The organism is Flammeovirga sp. SubArs3 (assembly GCF_947387565.1).
In the GTDB taxonomy this organism is placed as follows: domain Bacteria; phylum Bacteroidota; class Bacteroidia; order Cytophagales; family Flammeovirgaceae; genus Flammeovirga; species Flammeovirga agarivorans.
In genome coordinates this window covers 223,566-242,022 of sequence record NZ_CANDOA010000006.1, presented here as the reverse complement: position 1 = coordinate 242,022, position 18,457 = coordinate 223,566, and the positions used below count along the sequence as shown (strand labels likewise).

At 33.2% G+C, this 18,457-nt stretch carries 16 protein-coding genes; 8 read left to right on the top strand and 8 right to left on the bottom strand.

Translation table 11 applies throughout. The features are described from left to right. Positions 1-356 precede the first annotated feature (356 nt). Positions 357-881, bottom strand: coding sequence for a DinB family protein (locus QL232_RS18100; protein ID WP_168884428.1), 525 nt, complete (start codon positions 879-881; stop codon positions 357-359). Between the two features lie 82 nt (positions 882-963). Here QL232_RS18100 and QL232_RS18095 point away from each other — a divergent pair, with 82 nt between their 5' ends. Next, positions 964-1,803, top strand: a complete 840-nt coding sequence (locus tag QL232_RS18095) for a sulfurtransferase (RefSeq protein WP_281615229.1) — start codon at positions 964-966, stop codon at positions 1,801-1,803. A 344-nt stretch (positions 1,804-2,147) separates the two neighbouring features. Here QL232_RS18095 and QL232_RS18090 read toward each other — a convergent pair whose 3' ends face one another. The 4 genes from QL232_RS18090 to QL232_RS18075 form a co-directional block, all read right to left on the bottom strand. Further along, positions 2,148-6,836 carry a sulfatase-like hydrolase/transferase gene (locus tag QL232_RS18090; protein ID WP_281615228.1) on the bottom strand — a complete coding sequence of 1,563 codons (4,689 nt, stop codon included), beginning with the start codon at positions 6,834-6,836 and terminating at the stop codon, positions 2,148-2,150. A gap of 270 nt (positions 6,837-7,106) precedes the next feature. Continuing rightward, entirely contained in the window at positions 7,107-8,192 is a 1,086-nt protein-coding gene (locus QL232_RS18085; protein ID WP_281615227.1) for a glycosyl hydrolase 53 family protein, read from the bottom strand. Positions 8,193-8,296: 104 nt separating this feature from the next. Next, entirely contained in the window at positions 8,297-9,070 is a 774-nt protein-coding gene (locus tag QL232_RS18080) for a sporulation protein (RefSeq protein WP_281615226.1), read from the bottom strand. Between the two features lie 53 nt (positions 9,071-9,123). After that, on the bottom strand, positions 9,124-10,377 hold the full coding sequence (locus QL232_RS18075; protein WP_281615225.1) for an MFS transporter: 1,254 nt from the start codon (positions 10,375-10,377) through the stop codon (positions 9,124-9,126). Positions 10,378-10,798: 421 nt separating this feature from the next. Between QL232_RS18075 and QL232_RS18070 the strand changes: the two genes are divergently transcribed. Then, positions 10,799-11,611, top strand: coding sequence for a DUF2490 domain-containing protein (locus QL232_RS18070; protein WP_281615224.1), 813 nt, complete (start codon positions 10,799-10,801; stop codon positions 11,609-11,611). Position 11,612: 1 nt separating this feature from the next. Next, positions 11,613-12,488 carry a hypothetical protein gene (locus QL232_RS18065; RefSeq protein ID WP_281615223.1) on the top strand — a complete coding sequence of 292 codons (876 nt, stop codon included), beginning with the start codon at positions 11,613-11,615 and terminating at the stop codon, positions 12,486-12,488. Between the two features lie 3 nt (positions 12,489-12,491). Here QL232_RS18065 and QL232_RS18060 read toward each other — a convergent pair whose 3' ends face one another. After that, complete coding sequence (locus QL232_RS18060; protein ID WP_281615222.1) at positions 12,492-13,307, bottom strand: putative zinc-binding metallopeptidase; 816 nt, start codon at positions 13,305-13,307, stop codon at positions 12,492-12,494. Positions 13,308-13,467: 160 nt separating this feature from the next. After that, positions 13,468-13,740, bottom strand: coding sequence for a hypothetical protein (locus QL232_RS18055; protein ID WP_281615221.1), 273 nt, complete (start codon positions 13,738-13,740; stop codon positions 13,468-13,470). A 910-nt stretch (positions 13,741-14,650) separates the two neighbouring features. Here QL232_RS18055 and QL232_RS18050 point away from each other — a divergent pair. Then, the gene (locus tag QL232_RS18050) at positions 14,651-15,322 is read left to right on the top strand and encodes a hypothetical protein (RefSeq protein WP_281615220.1); all 672 of its coding nucleotides are present in this window, start codon (positions 14,651-14,653) and stop codon (positions 15,320-15,322) included. Between the two features lie 109 nt (positions 15,323-15,431). Here the strand turns inward: QL232_RS18050 and QL232_RS18045 are convergent, their stop codons facing one another. Next, a complete protein-coding gene (locus QL232_RS18045; RefSeq protein ID WP_281615219.1) occupies positions 15,432-15,791 on the bottom strand; it encodes a helix-turn-helix domain-containing protein in 360 nt (119 codons plus the stop codon). 109 nt (positions 15,792-15,900) lie between these two features. Between QL232_RS18045 and QL232_RS18040 the strand changes: the two genes are divergently transcribed. From QL232_RS18040 to QL232_RS18025, 4 genes are read left to right on the top strand one after another with little or no spacing between them, the layout of a single operon-like run. Continuing rightward, on the top strand, positions 15,901-16,494 hold the full coding sequence (locus QL232_RS18040; RefSeq protein WP_281615218.1) for an NAD(P)H-dependent oxidoreductase: 594 nt from the start codon (positions 15,901-15,903) through the stop codon (positions 16,492-16,494). Continuing rightward, positions 16,494-17,150, top strand: coding sequence for a peroxiredoxin-like family protein (locus QL232_RS18035; RefSeq protein WP_281615217.1), 657 nt, complete (start codon positions 16,494-16,496; stop codon positions 17,148-17,150). Before QL232_RS18040 ends, QL232_RS18035 begins: the two co-directional genes overlap by 1 nt. Before the next feature lie 4 nt (positions 17,151-17,154). After that, positions 17,155-17,688 carry a redoxin domain-containing protein gene (locus QL232_RS18030; RefSeq protein ID WP_281615216.1) on the top strand — a complete coding sequence of 178 codons (534 nt, stop codon included), beginning with the start codon at positions 17,155-17,157 and terminating at the stop codon, positions 17,686-17,688. Next, positions 17,666-18,457 carry a hypothetical protein gene (locus QL232_RS18025; RefSeq protein WP_281615215.1) on the top strand — a complete coding sequence of 264 codons (792 nt, stop codon included), beginning with the start codon at positions 17,666-17,668 and terminating at the stop codon, positions 18,455-18,457. Before QL232_RS18030 ends, QL232_RS18025 begins: the two co-directional genes overlap by 23 nt.

Genomic DNA, 18,457 nt, shown 5'->3' with positions numbered 1-18,457 from the left:
ATTATTGGAAACGTATTCGTAGTAGTTAACACAGCTCAATAATAGTAATTATAACACTTATTTGAAAATGTAACAGTTGACCATCTTCATTTTAATAAAAATCAAAAACAAATTTCGTTTGTATTAAATTGAAGAAGGCAGAATAGCAATTATAGAATATGTGTTGTTTATGCATCCAACTAAATTGGACTTTTTATTTGTACAATGATAAAAAATTAACGTAGAAAAAAGTGGGGGTAAATTCTTCAAAAAGTGGGATAAACCTTGAAAACAAGTCAAAAACGCCTATTTCTATTCAAAAACCAAAGGGGAAGCATAGAGAAAAAGTACCTTACCTTTTCTCTACACTTGTTATATTATTGATCCAACAATGGGAAGTATCTTTCTTTAATTACATTCCCATGATGTAATTGATGACCAGCAATTGTAAAGCCAATAGCGAGAACGTTATTCTTAATCCCACTAGCTACACCTTCCTGTAAAAGCATTTCGTCGGTAAAGCTTTTAAACATGGCAATTGTGCCCATTCGTACAGCTTGAAATTCAGCTACCAATTCATCAAAATCTCTTTGATAACCTAAAGCGGTTACTGCATAAGCGTTCTCTTCAAAACCTTCGATTTCTGTTTTGTCTTCTCGGGCAAATCGCAATGCTCTATAGGCTAGAATTCTCTCTGTATCTATAATATGTTGAATAATATCATGCATTGTCCATTTTCCAGTTGCATAGACTCTAGTACCAAGTTCTCTCATCTTTTCAACATTATCCATATTGATGTTAACCAGTGTTTCAGAAAGAACATCTACGACATCTTTATCCTCACATAGGTTGATGTAACGGTCGTAAAATTCTGGCATAAATGGGATATCTTTTTTTTTCATCCGTGATAGTTTTGGTGATCTATTGAAAGCTTGTAAATTCAAACTAAATTTTAATATAATCGATTCAAGTATATAAATCATTATGAAGAATATTATTTCTGCATCTGAACTTCATGAATTACTTCAAAACGAAAAGCTTATTATCTTAGACGCTAGCCAACCTGGTAATAAAGCGGGATTAGTAGCAACAAACCCTGATTTACAGATAAAAGGTGCTCGTACTTTTGATATCAAAAACGACTTTAGCGACACTTCTTCTTCCCTGCCTAATATGTTACTAGATGAGCAGAGCTTTGAAAAAGCAGTACAAGCGTTAGGAGTCAATCAAGATAGTATTCTAGTCGCCTATGATAATCTTGGAATATTTACCAGTCCAAGAGCTTGGTGGATGTTTAAGACGATGGGCTTTAATAATATTTCAGTACTAAATGGTGGCCTTGATGCATGGATAGACAAAGGTTTCCCTACTGAAGCTATCGGTACTTCACAAGTTTTCGATAAAGGAAATTTCAAGGCATCGTTCAATAAAAATGCTGTTGTTGATGCTAAATATGTGTATGAGAACATAAACAAATCAACGGATCAAGTTATAGATGCTAGAGGGAAACAGCGTTTTGATGGAACGGTAGAAGAGCCTCGTCCAGGAATGAGAAGTGGGCATATTCCTAACTCACAAAACTTGCCTTTTAAAAAACTTCTTGAAAATGGATTTTATAAAAGTGTTGAAGAAAGAAAAGAAATCTTTGATCAACTTAATTTAGATCAGGAGAAACCCTTAATTTTTTCTTGTGGTTCTGGTATTACGGCAGTTGTTGACTTGTTAGGTACTGAAGATATACTTCCACAAGAGAAAAAAGTATATGATGGCTCTTGGACGGAATGGGGACAATCAGAATATCCTATTGCAACAAATAAAGACTAAGGATTTAAACAAAAAAAGAAGAGGAAACACAAAATGTTACCTCTTCCTTATATAATCGGAATTATTAAATACACTTATGATGTCTTTCACATCATTAATTGAATCTTATAGAACTTTTTCACTGTCACGTGAAAATTTTGTGACCATTGTTTTTTGATCACATTGCTAATCTAGAATTATTCTAAATAAGAACCAAAGATTATGTAATGTTAATCTAAATAATTTCTTATTTCGTAGTAAAATTCTGATTTCGTTAACGTTATCCTACAAAAAGATATAAAACAAAAAATCCTGAGCTTAACGAAAATGTTTAACTCAGGATTATTAATATAAATATTTATTCTCTAGTTTTTGATAAACCTCAAGCTACCCAAATTACTTAATTTGATAAAGTAGATACCATTTTGTAATTGGCTGATATCAATCATATCTTGAGCTTTGGTAGTCATCACCACCTGTCCCACTAAGTTCACGACCATTATATCAACTTCATGTGATAAACCCTTGATATAAAGTACATTTGAAGCAGGAATTGGGAAAAGTGAAATATCTTGGATATCAATTTCAGCTTCAAGAATTGGATTATCATCACTTGGTGTTCCATCTTCAATTGGGTCTTCATCATCAACAGATACTTCTGGATTTTCAGGAGTTTCTGGTCCTGTTACTTCCTCCTTTGAAACATTAAAAGTTACTATCTCAGAAGCGGCATTGTATTCTTCATTTCCTAATTGAGAAACAGTAATCTTAACCGTCCCTTCAGCTCCTGTTAGAGTTATTGTTGTTCCATCTAAAGAAGCTGGACCTTCAATTGCATAGGTTAACTCAAGATTTGATGAAGTTGAAGCTACCAACTCAAAATCAGCATCTGTTGTCTTTTTATCTCCAATTGGATCTATTATTATTGTCTGATCCATTTTCTCAATATCATTTGGAGCAGATGATTCTGAACCAGGAACTAAATAATCTGAATAGAAATACACTCCATTAAGTTGAAAACTCCAATTGGAAGGACTTTCATTTTCAACTCCATTTTTCATAAGAATCTTTACATACTTAGTCCCCTCAGGAATTTCCTTATTAGATACAAATGCAAACTTATGAGAGTGTCTATATTGATCTATTACTCCTTCGGCATTGATAATATCATTGATGAATAATGAGATAGAACGCATTTCTAATGATTGATAAGTGTTATTATCCTGTGAGACAAGTACCTCAATTTGATAATCTTTTAGTACCGTATCATTGTTCGCGATATAAGTCCCCGAACTATGCAATTCTACTGCTTCAACTCTAATCGCTCCGATATTTTCTACTTCATAAATCACAAAAGCCTCTTCAGTTGAGCTTCTCACTAACCTTTTACCATCCTGATGAAAGTCTTTACCATCATCATCTGTTAAGTAAGTATTATCTGATTTTTGGAAGTATTCTTCAGATGAAGAAAAATCATCCGCCTTGATTGGTAAAATAGAACTGCTTGTTCTGTACCTTTTACTTTCGATTTCGAAAGTTGATTCATCAACATCTACGACAATATTATCTAGATCCATGATCATATTGCGATCTTCTGCTTTATAGATACGAACACTTCCTAATAATGCTGCAGCATGATCTTCTCCATCTCCTTCTAAAGTAATTTTAATATATTTTGTTCCTTCAGGGAATTCAGTCATATTTTCATAGGTATAGATATTACTATCCCAAGTATAGCTACCAACGATTTCATTGGTCATCATTTCTTCCCAAGTTGAATTGTCAGAAGAATAATATACTTTCCAAGTACCATACTCAACAGGTACATTTTGCCATTTTCCTGTATCCTCATTCAACACAGATTTATAGGGAACCCAAGTTTCAACTGTTAATACTCCAGGATTGGTCACTTCGTAAGTGATAAAGTTTTCTGTCACTCCTGCTTTAACTCTTTGTACTAAAGACCCATCATTTTCAATAGGTACACCCCAATCTTTAGAGAATGATTTCCAATTATCACTCTTTTCATAAGCAAGATCTAAATTTTCTAAATGATCATTTAAAGCATAATCCGGACGTAGTTTGTATTCCATCTTCTTTTGGAAAGCAGCCAATACTTCTACATATGCAGGATCATCAATTACATTGATAAATTCATCTTGGTCATATTTGTGATCATACAATTCGTCTTGGCCGTCATAACGATTAATATAACGGAACCTTTGACTCTTTATACCATAGTTTTGACGGTCTGAAGTTTTATAGAACCAATTACCTATTACCGATAAAGCTACTTCATCTCCTGTAAAGTCCGAAGAGTTAACATCAAAAAGGAAAGGCTTTAAACTATTACCATCTAAATCAGCTCCAGCTTCACTAAACTTTGTATCTCCAGTTAGTGAACATAAATCTTGCAATGTAGGATAAATATCTACCAATGATACTGGGTGATTTACTTTTCCGCCATGTGTATTTTTATGGATCGGTGATTTAATGATCAATGGAACTCTAGTCGAATGTTCCCAAAGGTTATTCTTGTGAGAATAATCTTTTTCTCCCATCAAATAACCATGATCGCTAAATAACATGATCACTGTATTGTCTTTATACTTACTATTCTCTACAGCATCCACAACTTTACCGACCATTTCATCAGCAAAAGCAACACTTGCTAAGTAGCCTTGGAAATACCTTTTTAATCCTTCATTCTTATCAATATGACTATGTTCTAGAGCATCAACAATCTCATGTCCTCTATTCGTACGGTCATAAGTAAAATCTTCTCTGTCATCTAAATAAATTTTTGGAAGTTCAATGCTCTCTAAAGGGAACATATCAAAATATTTGTCTGGCACTACAAAAGGCGAATGGGGACGAATGATTCCGACTGCCATAAAAAATGGATCTTCACTATCTGCATCGGATAAAGCATTGATATGCTCAACAGCCCAGTCTGTATTTTTCTCATCGGGCATAAGATCTCTGTCCTCTTCAGAAACGTAATTAAATTTCTCTCCTGTAATAGTACTGTACCATCCTTCAATTAATCTATCAAATCCAGAATTGTCATCTAATGTTTGATGTCTCATTGCAGTTGGAATATCAGAAAGTCTTCCGTAAACACCGTCTAACGAACCACCGACATCTGCCATTTGGTGAATAGAGCTTGAGTGAATAGCTCCACTTTTTCCATTGTAAGCAACTGGACCATAATCTTGAGAATCCTCATGAACATAATCCCACCATTTATCTTCACCTGAGGTAGAGTGAGTAATCTTACCTGTTTTGTAAGTGGTGTAACCATTATCCATAAAGTATTCTGAAATCAATTTTGATTCCTTTAGTACTGGGTTATTCTTCCAGTTACTACCACCTGTACCAAAATGCTGGGAAGTCATAGGTAATATACCATTCAAGAAAGAGGCTCTTGATGGATCACATAGAGGAGCGTTGGAATGAGCATTCATAAATGAAACACCTTGTGTCGCCAATTTATCAATGTTAGGTGTCTTTGTTTTTAGATAACCACCCATAAAACCAATGTAATCATTTAGATCATCGAGAACGATCATCACTACATTTAACTTCGCTCCAACAATACTTAATTCAAATAATTCTGTAGTTGAAAGATCACCCTCTATGATTGTTATTTCAACCTTATAAACATTATCTTCATCATGATCTGCAGCTATATCTACACTTGGGGTAGTTACAAATGATAGTTCCCCTTCTGAAGACAAATTAAAAGAGGTCTGATCCTCACCACCTGTAATCTCATAAGAAACATTATTATTGGGAGACAGTGTTTCTAAAGTTAACTTCTCTTGATTTTCTGGATAATTTTGAAATGGATCAGTGATAAATATTGGTGGTAATGCTAAAGATCCTACTCCTAAATGTCCAACATCGTTATTCGATTTTGTTTGACCTATTGCATCAGTAATAGTACCTGATGCAGTTCCTGATGCATCAGCCAAAGAGGTATTATATATTGGTAAAATATATAAGCCATTTTCAGCTTGCTGCAACTCACCAAATTTTAAAGCTGACTCGGCTACTTGTGCTTTCTGCAAATAATTTGTCCCGTTTTCAAAAGGTGCCCTATCAGTAGCTGAGTGAACATATGAAATGATATTACCACTTACATTAAAATCTGTATCCGCCTCGTTTGAGATAACAATATCTTCTCCATCGGCTCTTACGTCATCACCCACAATATTATTAAAAAGAATATTGTTATGCATGTTCACTACAATAGTTCTATTATTTGCCTTATCATCATCACTTAAAGCTGAATATAAGTTGATACCAGCAGATTTATTGACCGCCTCAGTAGAATTATAAGCAAAGGTGTTATTTAAGAAAGTGACTTCTTTAGCATTTGCTCTGACTGAAGCTCCCGTACCAGTACCACCTGCAACGTTACCATAAAAAAGGCAATTTTCGACCACCAATGGAATTAGGTTCGAGTTATTATTAATAGCTCCACTATGTGTGGCACTTTTGTTATTAATAAAAGAAGAATTTTTAACTGTTAGCTCTCTGTTTGTAGAAATAGCTCCACCTTGGCTTTTTGCATAGTTTTCAATAAAATTACAATTTTCAACCGTTAACTGAGAGTTCAATTTGTTGTTATAAATTGCTCCTGCTTGCCCTCCTTCAAAACCATACTTTATGGTAAGATTTCTAAAAGTAACTATTTGCTCATTTTGAGACATAGTAAAAATACGTTGGTTTGAAGCAGGTACTTCACCATTCTCTAAACGTACAAAAGGTGATTCAATATTTCCTTGAACTATAGAAGTGAGTGGTGCATCTCCCTCAATAGTTATAGATTTATTGATAGTAATTCCATGCTCTATCACTGTTCCAATAATATGGATGATATCATCGTCTGATGCCTGAGCAATAGCATATGAGATCGTCTGAAAAGGAGCTTCTTGTGTTCCATTTTCAGCTGCATCTGTACCATCAGCCTTTACATACCATGTATCGGCATAAATAGACGTCAGCCTCATTATAAAAATGATAGTAAATAGTAATAATCTTCTCATTTGTGTTCAGTAAGTAAACAAAAAATATTAGGCGTATATTTTACACGACTTCAAAAATGAATATCGCGGATTGAGATATAAAAAGTTGTATTTGTATAAATAGAAGTTAATGAAGGGTTAGTTTAGGTCAAAATGAGATTACTCTATTCTCTATTATGAATTTTATATTGGTTTACTGAATGCACAAAGAAGAAGAATACAAACCTATAAAGTGGTATTTTCAATGAAAAATACTGCAGTTATATATCAAATGAGTACTGATTTTTTCTCTTATTTAATTTTAAATTCTTCAATTACTGGTAAGGCCTTATTATCAAAATCAAACAACGCCTGATTTTCCCAAGAAGAACCATCAGTAGCTTCTGTACCTTTCCAAGCAATTAATTCTGCTCCCCAGTAACAAAAACCTAAAGTATATTCTTTAGCTGTAGAAAGCGTTCTGATTTCTTTTATAAAAGCCTTTTGACCTTCCGCACTTGAAGGGTAATCCGGTGTAATCAATTGGTCATCACTACCAATAATATTATTCGTCCAATCATTCCAACCTAAAGTAAATGCATAAGCGGTCTCAGCCACCAGAACATCTTTATCATAAGATGAGGCTAAACTTGATAAGGTTGAACTAAGTTCGGATAATAACTTTCCATGCCATAATGGATAATATGACAAACCAATGATATCGTAATCAAGTCCATACATCTCATTAAAAAACCAGTCGGATCCTTCTATACCTGCGTAATGTAAAATAACTTTGGTATTGGTATTTTGGTCTCGAACAGCTTTGATTCCCGATTTCAGTAATCCTTTAAACTGTTCCATATTTTGAAGGGTGCCTGTTGGATGTAATATTCCAGTATTGATTTCATTACCCACTTGAATGTACTCTGGTGACATTGTATTTACAATGGAAGAAGTATATTCATAAACACTGTCTTTTAATGCTTCGTAAGACAGGTTTTTCCAACGTTCTGGAGTTTCCTGATGGCCAGGGTCAGCCCAAGTATCAGAGTAATGTACTGTCAACCATATTTTAAAACCCATTCCTTTTAACTCTTGAGAAAAACGTTGTACTTCATCAAAAGTAGAATGATTAGAAACAGGATCAACCCACAATCTTAAACGTACTGTGTTTACTCCATGATCACTTAAGTAAGATAAGAAGTTAATTTCAGTGCCCTCTTCATTGTAAAATACAGGGTTGGTCAGTTCAATTTCAGGGTAATTTGAAATATCAACAGCTGAAATTTTGTTTGTTGTCTCTTCCTCTTCGACTTCATTTTCAGTACTATCTTTACATGATACAAGTAAAGAAAAGAGGAGTAGGTAAATTAAGTATATATTTTTAATAGCTTTCATTATCTGCAAGGTAATAAATAGAGTCTACCTTTCTGTTTTATAAAATACAATAGATTTAAATGCTTGATAAGATTATTATTCACCATCTTATCAAGCATTTACTACTAAATATTCTCTGTGATTATTTGATAGAACATCTCGACAAGTTTTTGTTGTGAATAATGTTCGGACATATGTAAAACCAATTTAAAGTTCCTTTCATCATAGCCAGCCATTTCTTGCAACCAATTCCCTCTTTTGTCTATTTCTAATAATACATATAATTTATCTTCAGCGGCAACAAACATCACTTCCAGTTCGTCTAATTTTCCTCTGAAATGACCTCCATTAGGCTTAAACTCCAACTCTTGTACTACAGGAAGTTCAGTAGGAATTCCATAGCCTGCTCTTTCGAATTCGGTCTCTGCTAAGTACAAACCTAATTCCTCAAATGCATGCATACATTGCTCCTGCAACGGATGAGGAGCTATTAATAAATCATCACGGTCAGATTTATCAATGGCATTATCGATATAAACTAATGTTTTCATGTATACTTTAGAATCACCAAAAGAAACGGGTACATCATTTGGTAACTTCAAATCAAATTCAAACACCTCATCGACCTCTTTTTTGATGGTAAATGAGTCTGCGATAGCATAACGCCATAGCTCAATTTCTTGATGTGCTCTATTATTCTCAGTATCCTCATCTTTGATATAAACATGAGCATATAATCTTATTTCAATTTTATTGATATTCTGGTCTACATTTCCAGATTTCAAGTACACTTTACCTGTTATCTGTTCTCCGGCTTGAACTTGTTCTTTATCAAAAATGGTATCGACTTTTAAACTCCCAATTCCTACACTGGCAAGAGCTTTCTTAAAAAATGACATATCGTTTGTTTAATTTATTACTCAATTGAATTTACATCTTTTCTAAATGGATTCTAACTCTTCTTCTTATTTTTGTGATAAAACATCAGTACTGTGAGGTATAACACTAAAAGCATTACTCCTACGATCACTAATGCCTCTCCAATAGAAAAATGGTCTGCCAAATACCCAAACAAAAATGAAAGTACAGCGGTAGCAATAGTACTAACAAAAGATTGAATAGATAAAAAGGTAGTAGTCATATCAGAAGGTGTATCATCCATGATATAAGAAAAAATAAATGGTTTTCTTAAACTATCTATGATATAAAGAAGAGAAAAAGAAATTAGTGACAATACCACAAAATTGAATTCATAAAAGATACCAGAACAGATCCCTACCACCAAGCCTGCAATTAATGTAACAGTAATATAAGAAGGTTGATCACTAAAGCCCTTTGTAATTTTTTTCGCATTAATCGATGTAGTTGAATTCAAAAAATAGATAATAAAATAAAGTACCCCCACGACTATACCTATCCTTTGATGCTCTGAACCAATGTCATTAATAAAGACTAAAGACAAAGCAAACGTCGCCATTATTGGCTGGATAAAATCTTTTACTGCACCAAGAAATGAAGCCAATGTTGTAGAATTCCCTATAACCTTTATTAGGTGTGGATTTTTTAACGCACTCAACATTTCTGAATTAAAACTTTCTGTTTTCTTTTTCTTAGATGCTTTTCCTGTATTCAATTCTTTTGGGTAAGTAATGATATTAAAGAAGTTGATGACATATGGTACAATGGAAAATAGAAATATGTTATTGAAATGCTCTGTATTGAAAACCAACACCCCTGCCACCAAAGATGAGATGGCACTCCCCATTTGTGCCCAACCTCTTGTATGTCCAAAATAATCTGCCTTTTGATCTTCCCATCCTTTAATTTCTAAATATGATAGGATAATCGCCTTATGTGTACCACTTCTTAATGTTTCTGCCAAACCAAAAAAGGTAAATGATAAGATCAGAAGATAGAAATTAGGGTAAAGGTAGATGATAAGAAAAGAGATAATGTAAGCTAAAAAAGCTAATGACAATGATTGCTTCCTTCCCATTTTGTCCGCTAAAATCCCTGTAGGTACTTCTAAGAAAAATGCCACTAACTTTCGAATACCGTATAACACTCCAATCTGAGTATAACTCACCCCTATTCCGGAGAGATAGATAATCATAAAAGGATCAAAAAACCTGAGATTCTTAAGAAAACCATAAGCAGAAAATCTCCAATAAAGAATATCTTTCTTAAACGTAGTATTTTGGGTCATACAATAATTTACTTTGGGTGATGATATAAGTTAATGAAAAGAGTATTGATAGACAGCATATTGCTGAAAATTTTAATATGAATGTTATTGAGTCATAAAAAAATTAACATATAAGATCTTACATTTTTCAACTATTTTCCATGTATTCAAAACATAACAAAACATACAAGGTGTTTTGATTTATTTTTGATAATAAAAAGGTGATTATCATGAAATTTTATCATGTAAAAGCTTACGAACTGAAAACAAAAAATATTGTAAAAAAACACTCTTCACAATCAAATATCTATCGAACAACAATACATTTGTATAGATCGTTGCTATTCAATTTCTGATACAATGATTATTTAAACTTCAACCAATACACTCTTCACAAAGTTGAACTCCTAAACTTAACGACTGTCTAACTTCATTAATTAATATGCTAAAAAAACTACCAAGATTCATTCTAATTTTAATTAGTTTATTATCTACAATTTATACGTATGGACAAGATGCCCCCGAGTCTAGTTTAGAGGAAACTGGAATATGGACGGGTGCATACATTAAAGTCAGGTTTTCTGAGAAACTTGGTTATTACGGTGAGCATCATTATAGGGTGAGAAATGATCTTGATGATGTTAATTCATTCTATGGTAGACCAAGACAAATCTACAATAGAGCAGGTCTTAATATTTTCTTTAATGATTATTTCGAGGCTGTAATTGGACCTACTATGGTGGTGAATTTTTCTCCGGAACCTGGTAGTGACCAATATGAACCATATACCATAGAACATAGAATCTGGCACCAATGGCTCTTAAAAATGCCTATGATGGGTAGAGTAAAAATCTATCATCAATTTAGATTTGAACACCGTTGGAAAAGAGATAATAATATCGGTGCAGAGCATGATTATACCAATAGATATAGGTATAAGATGTTTGCCTACATTCCAATCAATAAAAGGAAGATAGAAAAGAATACACTTTATTTCTCCCCGAGTTTCGAAATCTTTATGCATTCTGGGGCTTCGATTGCCTACAATCCATTTGAAGACTTTAGAACATACAATGGGTTTGGTTACGTCCTAAACAACCAAATCACATTCTTTGCAGGTCATATGTGGACGTTAGGACAAAAGAGTTCTGGATACCAATATAAAGAATCCCACATTCTTAGGTTCAATATCTTTATTGGTCTAGATACTAGAAAAAACAGTAACAAAATGCCTAAAATTAACCTTGGATATTAATATGAAAAAGATACTATTTATCATCCCGTTATGTTTTATTCTATCCATTATTTCTCTTTATGTTTCTGAGCACATAGATCAATTGCATATCAAAATAAAGACACTAGAGAAAGAGGATCTTGAATATAAAGTACTCACTTTAAAAACCACTGCAGATTCATTATTGATTGCTCATCAATACGATACTGCTCTATCATTGTATCATAAAGTCGATAGCATTTATCAATCGGATAGTTATACGGAAAATGCTTTGCGTTTCATCGAAGACCAAAAAGTGCCTTTCGAAAAAATCAATGAGCTTGAAAAACGGTATTACACTAACCAAAAATATATCTATCGACTAAAGCAAAATCAAGTGGAATTATTTGATAGTATCAATGTATATAAAACTACAAATCATCTACTCACATCGGATAAAGGAAAACTTGAGCTTGACCTTCAAAAGAATAAGAAAACTATTAAAAACCTTCAGAAAGAATTAGTCTCTCAAAATAAAGACATTGAAAGACTCGATATTCAAAACTATGATGGAGCTGAGATTAAATACATTGGCGAGGTATTTAATGGGAATGCGCATGGTTTTGGGTATGCGGTTTTTGAAAAAACAGGTTTCTATGAAGGACTTTGGGAAAACAATAGAAGAAATGGACAAGGTGTTTATACCTGGGAAAATGGTGACCGCTTTGAAGGCAATTATAAAGCAGGTATAAGAGACGGTTTTGGCGTCTATTTTTTCAAAAGTGGAGAAAGATATGAAGGGTTCTGGAGTAATAATTTAAGAGAAGGTTTTGGTGTTTTATTTAATGATAAAAACGAAGTAATATTTGAGGGCATCTGGAAAAAAGATAAACCGAAAAATAAGAAACTCACCAAATAGATATTAATCATCCATATTGAGAGACTTTAAATGTTGTCTCATCTCAGTCCTGTAAGCCACTAAATCAGGAAATTGATAAAAGAAATTTATCTTTTTATCCTTGATGGAAGTGGCTTCATTTTTTTCATTCAAAATAAAATAAGACCAAGATTCTGCAAAGTCTTCCTCCGGCGATTCTACAGCATAATCATTGATAAACTGATCTTGGTAATTATCATAAAAGCCTAATAAAAATTTTTGTCTTCTTCGGGATCCTTTCATCGCTATTTCATCCCATTCCAAGAGTAAATCACCTTTCCAAAATTCAGCAACATATAAACCAAGATAACTGTCTTTTTTTGCATAACCTTCTGTTGTTAAATAACCTCTTTCGTCATCTTGATACTTATCCTCCGTTGGTTCTACCTGCTGAATATTTAAAGATAATAAATGTCCAAACTCATGGATAATCGTATGATCCATATCTTCCAACATAGATGAATCATTACTTGTTAAGTCATTATCTATATAATCTAATTCTATTTGCCAATTTTTATTCGATTCATCTAATGGACTCATCCCTCCTAAATCTTCTTCTTTCCCATCAGTATATAAACGAAATGCTACAACATATCGATCCAAAAACTCATTGGGTAAAACCTTTTTCATATACTCCCAGTACACCTTTGCTTTATTATCTTCAACTGTTCCTTTATCTAATTTGATAGAGCCATTATTTATTTCCCAAACCGCTAATGTTTTTCCAATTTCTTTTTTCTGGGCATGTACCTGAAGAAGAGGTAATAAAAGTAATATTAAAAATTGAGGTAGATTTTTCATGGATAATTTAATTTGGTATCGTATTAATGATGTCGTGATAAGATTGATGGTATTCGAATAACATCAATATAAAAATATTTGTTCTTTGTAGAGTAAGAAAATAAGAAATAAAAAAAGCCACCCTTTTACAGGTGACTAATTTTAAATGTGTATTACATTTTTATGAAGCAATCCAATAAGATTGCATTGTATTTGTGTCTAATTGTCTCACATTGGATGAATCTAATTGACAAATAAAATTAATTAGTCTGTCATCCAGTTCTTTATCCTTTATTACCCTATCATCAATACTATTACTAATGAAGTCTAAAGCTAATGAAATAGCTGGTATAAAAGATTTTGGGAATGCTTGTACTAGAGTGTCACTATGAACTTGGTTCATCAATTGTACAGTATCTTCAGTTTCAATAATTGAATACTTGATAGTTTGCATGATTCTTAAAATTTACTCCACTGCTAAACTCTTCCAAGCTTAGAGGTGGAAGGTGTGACATAGTATCACCTCTTCGGCAATACGAAAACGAATCGAGAATGTGTGATCTATAAATCAGATCAATCACTGTGCATTAAATGCACCTATTATTTAGTTGACTACTGGAAATAGTGGAATCGAATATATCGTTCTACACTATTTAGAAGAGAAAAAATTCTACTTATTTAATGGTGGTACTCTTTACCACTTCTTTGAAATAGTTTGTTTGATTTATGAATCGTTCACTCTCTAGGAAGAAGTCTTTATTTTTGGATTTTGATTAAAAATCGTTCTTCCTTTATAATTACTGTCTACTTTTATTCAACAGTTTATTTTTGATAATCTCTCTTAGATGTTTGTTTTGATGATTTATAAAACGGCAAAGTTGAAACTTAGATGTCTGTTTCACATTGAATAACACCATAACCAAAGTATTTGGCTATAATTTAACAAATCCATCCTTTTTCATCATTTTCTACCTTCAAAGAACAACAACAAATGTGAAATATTTTAATAAATAAATATTAATTTTTAGATGATTATTTAGAAATATAAAATTAGAATATTTCAATAATGGTTTTCAATTGTGAAGATATGTAATCATATGTAACATAGTTTCTAAAAGAGTTATATATTTGAATCATCGCCGGTTAATTTACTAATCGACAAACTAATCAAAATTGCATCATCTTAATTTACTATGAATAATTACATATCTGTTGAACAAGCTTTGTCGAAAGGACGAAAACGGATTCTTTATCCTATGTTATTTATAATCATAGTTGGAGTAAGTATATTATTATCTTTATTCCTATTTGTTTTTAAGCACTTCGACATATTAACTATACTAACATGCCTTACATTTCCCATCTTGACGGCAGTACTATATTTAGCGTATGCCATACCTAGATGGAAGTTATGGGCTTATACAAAAGTAGATGACCTTAATGGTCTGAAACAAAAAGTAGCGGTATTTGGAATATTTACGGATAATCATCCGTTTTGGAATCAAATAGCCATTCTTTCCCCGAAAAAGAAGCAACTATTGGAACAGGTTTGTAATAATAATAAATCTAACACTGTCTATTTTAAGTACTCGAACTTACCTTCTTACACAGTGTTAGAAAATAAAAATAGTGAACCCTTTCTAAAAACAATGATTGGTTTAGCTTTATGCTTAACTGGTATTTATCTATTGCTACAGGAAGAGTACCCTATTGATTTTATCATCCCCACTATTGCCTTAATATTTGGGGTTTTCATTAGTATATCGAGTATAAAATTATTGTTTTCGAACAAGACTATCGTTGTACTTTCACACCAAGGAATAGTTATAGATAAAGAATTAATTCCTTGGAAAAATATTAGTAAAATAGAAGCCAATACTAAACCTATTGGTGAAACTTTTAGAGACTATTTATTATTAATTACAAATGGAAATAGTTACGAATTATCTATAGATCATTTAAACTATTCTGTAGAAGAAATCAATGAATTAATAGATTTATATTGTTCAAAAGCATTATCAAGTGGATTATATTAATACTTCCAAAAATGGAGATTAATAGATTTTGTTGTTTTTTTTGATAGGATCTAACGTTTCGGCTAAACTGCGTTTTAATGCAGTTTAGGTTTTGTTGTACACTGGTCTTTTATAAAGATACTATTCTGCATTGTTCAAACCCAACCTCTTCATAGGTTTCAAATGTCCAGTCACTTAGACTTTTTAGTACAGGTAATAAAGCTTGACCTTTTGGCGATAAAGAGTATTCCACTCTCGGTGGGATTTCGGCATATTTGGTTCGAATGATAAGTCCATCTTCTTCTAATTCCTTCAATTGTTCAGTTAACACCTTTTTTGATATAGTAGGAGTAAATAAAAGCAGTTTGCCGAAACGTAAACTTCCGTTTGCCAATAAATAAATAATTATCGGTTTCCATTTACCACCAATTATATTCATGGCATAAACCAAGGAGCACATATTGGGGTTGTCAATTATTTTTCTGCCCATAAGTTACTTTTTTGTTACCACTATTTTTTTAAATATCACCTCAATTAGTTTCTAATTGAAACTATTATAAGTTCCTTTGTGAAACAAATGTAAAGTTAAAAAAGAAAAAATGAAAAAGATACTTGTTATAAATGGACATCAATACTATCCATTTGCTGAAGGGAAACTGAATTCATCACTTATACAAAGGGCAACACAGATAATGGAAGAACAAGATTATGAGGTTAAGTATACCACAAGTGAAAAAGGATACAATGTTGAAGAGGAAATAGAAAAATGGCTTTGGGCGGATGTATTTATACTTCAAACGCCACTAAACTGGATGGGTGTAACATGGAGTTTTAAAAAATATTTAGACGAAGTACTCACTGCGGGTATGATGGGGAAATTATCTAATGGAGATGGTAGAAGCTCTGAAGCACCTAAAAAGAATTACGGGTTAGGTGGGTTGCTCGAAGGAAAGTACATGATTTCTGTAACTGCGAATGCACCACGAGAAGCGTTCAATAATCCTGAAGAGAAATTTTTTAATGGTATAAGCGAAGATGATTTATTGCTTCCAATGCACTTAAACTTTAGGTGGTTCGGACTAGAGCCGTTAAAGACCTTTTTCGCTTATGATGTCATGAAGAACCCTACCATTGAAGATGATTTTAAAAGATTTGAAACACACATCAAGGAAGAATTAATAGAGAAAATATAATGATGGAATTACAGCAAAGTTTAGATAGACTAAAGGAAAGAATTGAAGGTGGAATGCCTTCTGAGTTTGTAGGTATTATGCACCAAGCTACCCGAGATTTAGAGGCTTCGGGAATTGGTGATGGTATATTAAAAGCTCGTGACAAAGCTCCATCATTTAAACTTCCTAATCAGAAAGGGGAGCTTATTTCTAGTGAAGAAATATTAGCAAAAGGTCCATTAGTAATCACGTTTTACAGGGGTGTTTGGTGCCCATACTGTAATACAGATTTGGCTTACTTAAAAAGATACAAAGAAGAACTAGATGCAAAAGGAGCTACTCTATTCTCTATTTCCCCTCAAACTCAAGAGAATAATCAGCAGATAGTTGATGGGCAAAAGTTAAACTATGATCTCCTGTCTGATAAAGGAAATGCCGTAGCTGAATCTTTTGGATTGAGATGGGAAATGGTTGACCCTTTGAAATCGCTTTATGCTAATAAGTTTAGAATTAGCTTGCCTGATTACAATGGTGAAGATTCTTGGACATTGCCTGTACCTGCACGGTTTATTATCGGGCAAGATGGAGTAATAAAATATGCTGAATACTCCATTGATTACACTAAACGACCGAATCCGGATGTATTAGTCAGCAAGTTAGAAAGCATTAAGAATTAAAAACATGAATACACAACAAAAAGCCATACCAAAATCGCAAGCGCCAGCGCTTGAGGTGAAATTATTAAATGGAGATACTTGGTCACTAAAAAAGCAGAATCCAGACTTTTTTACCATGGTTATCTTTTATCGTGGTCTTCATTGTCCGCTTTTTAAAAAGTATTTAGAAAAACTCAATGAAATACAAGGCGATTTAGAGTTTAAGGGGGTAAATGTTATTGCCATTAGTATGGATCCGGAAGTTCGTGCACGCAAAAGTAAAATGGATTGGAACATTGAAAATGTAAACTTAGGTTGTGAAATGGATGCGGAAACAGCGGCAAAATGGGGACTTTATTTGAGCGAATCTATATCACCTTCAGAAACTCCTTTATTTAGTGAGCCAGGTTTGTTTTTAGTGAAACCCGATAATGAGCTTTATTACGCAAATGTAAGTTCTAACCCATGGGGAAGACCGTTTTTACCAAGTTTTGTGCAATTAATGGATTTTCTAAAATCTAGCAATTATCCAGCGCGTGGAGAAGTGGTTCAACTTTAAAATTGGAAAAATGAATAAAGAACAATTTAAAGTGATTGCATACGAGCCTGGTTTTCATTCTCAAGCATTACCTACTTGGACTGATCGGTTGAAAGCCCAAGATGTATTTGAGGAAGGTTTTGATGCTTCAAAAGTTAAGCGAGTCGATTTACCGGAGGTTCCCGGAGGATTTCAATTGTTGAATGTGCTAACAGAAACAGAAACACGAAAGCTGATTGATATTTCAGAGATGCTAGGATACGATGAAGATTCTCCTGTTTCTTTACCGCATGAAGTTCGACATAATGAAAATTTCAACTGGGTAGTAAGTAAGGTGGTAGACCAGACTATTTGGGAAAGGAGTAAGCATTTGATTACCGAAGAATTTCAGAATCAAACAGCCAAGGGGATTAATGCGCGTTTCAGATTTTATAAGTACAAAAAAGGTGATTTTTTCAAACCTCATACAGATGGTGCATGGCCAGGTAGCAGAGTGATTGATGGTCAATTAATTGCGAATGCTTATCCAGGGCTGTATAGTCAGTACACCTATTTGATATTATTAAGCGATGAATTTGAGGGAGGAAACACACAGTTTTATGTGAGTAAAGACACCCCCAACAAACCCGCAAGAAATCCTGTAAATGCAAACATTATAAACGTTAGAATACCACGAGGAGGAGTGCTTTGTTTCCCACATGGACAACATCCTTTACACTGTTTGCACTCAAGTGAAGAGATTACCAAAGGGGTAAAATACATCATTCGAACAGATATTCTGTTTGGCTAA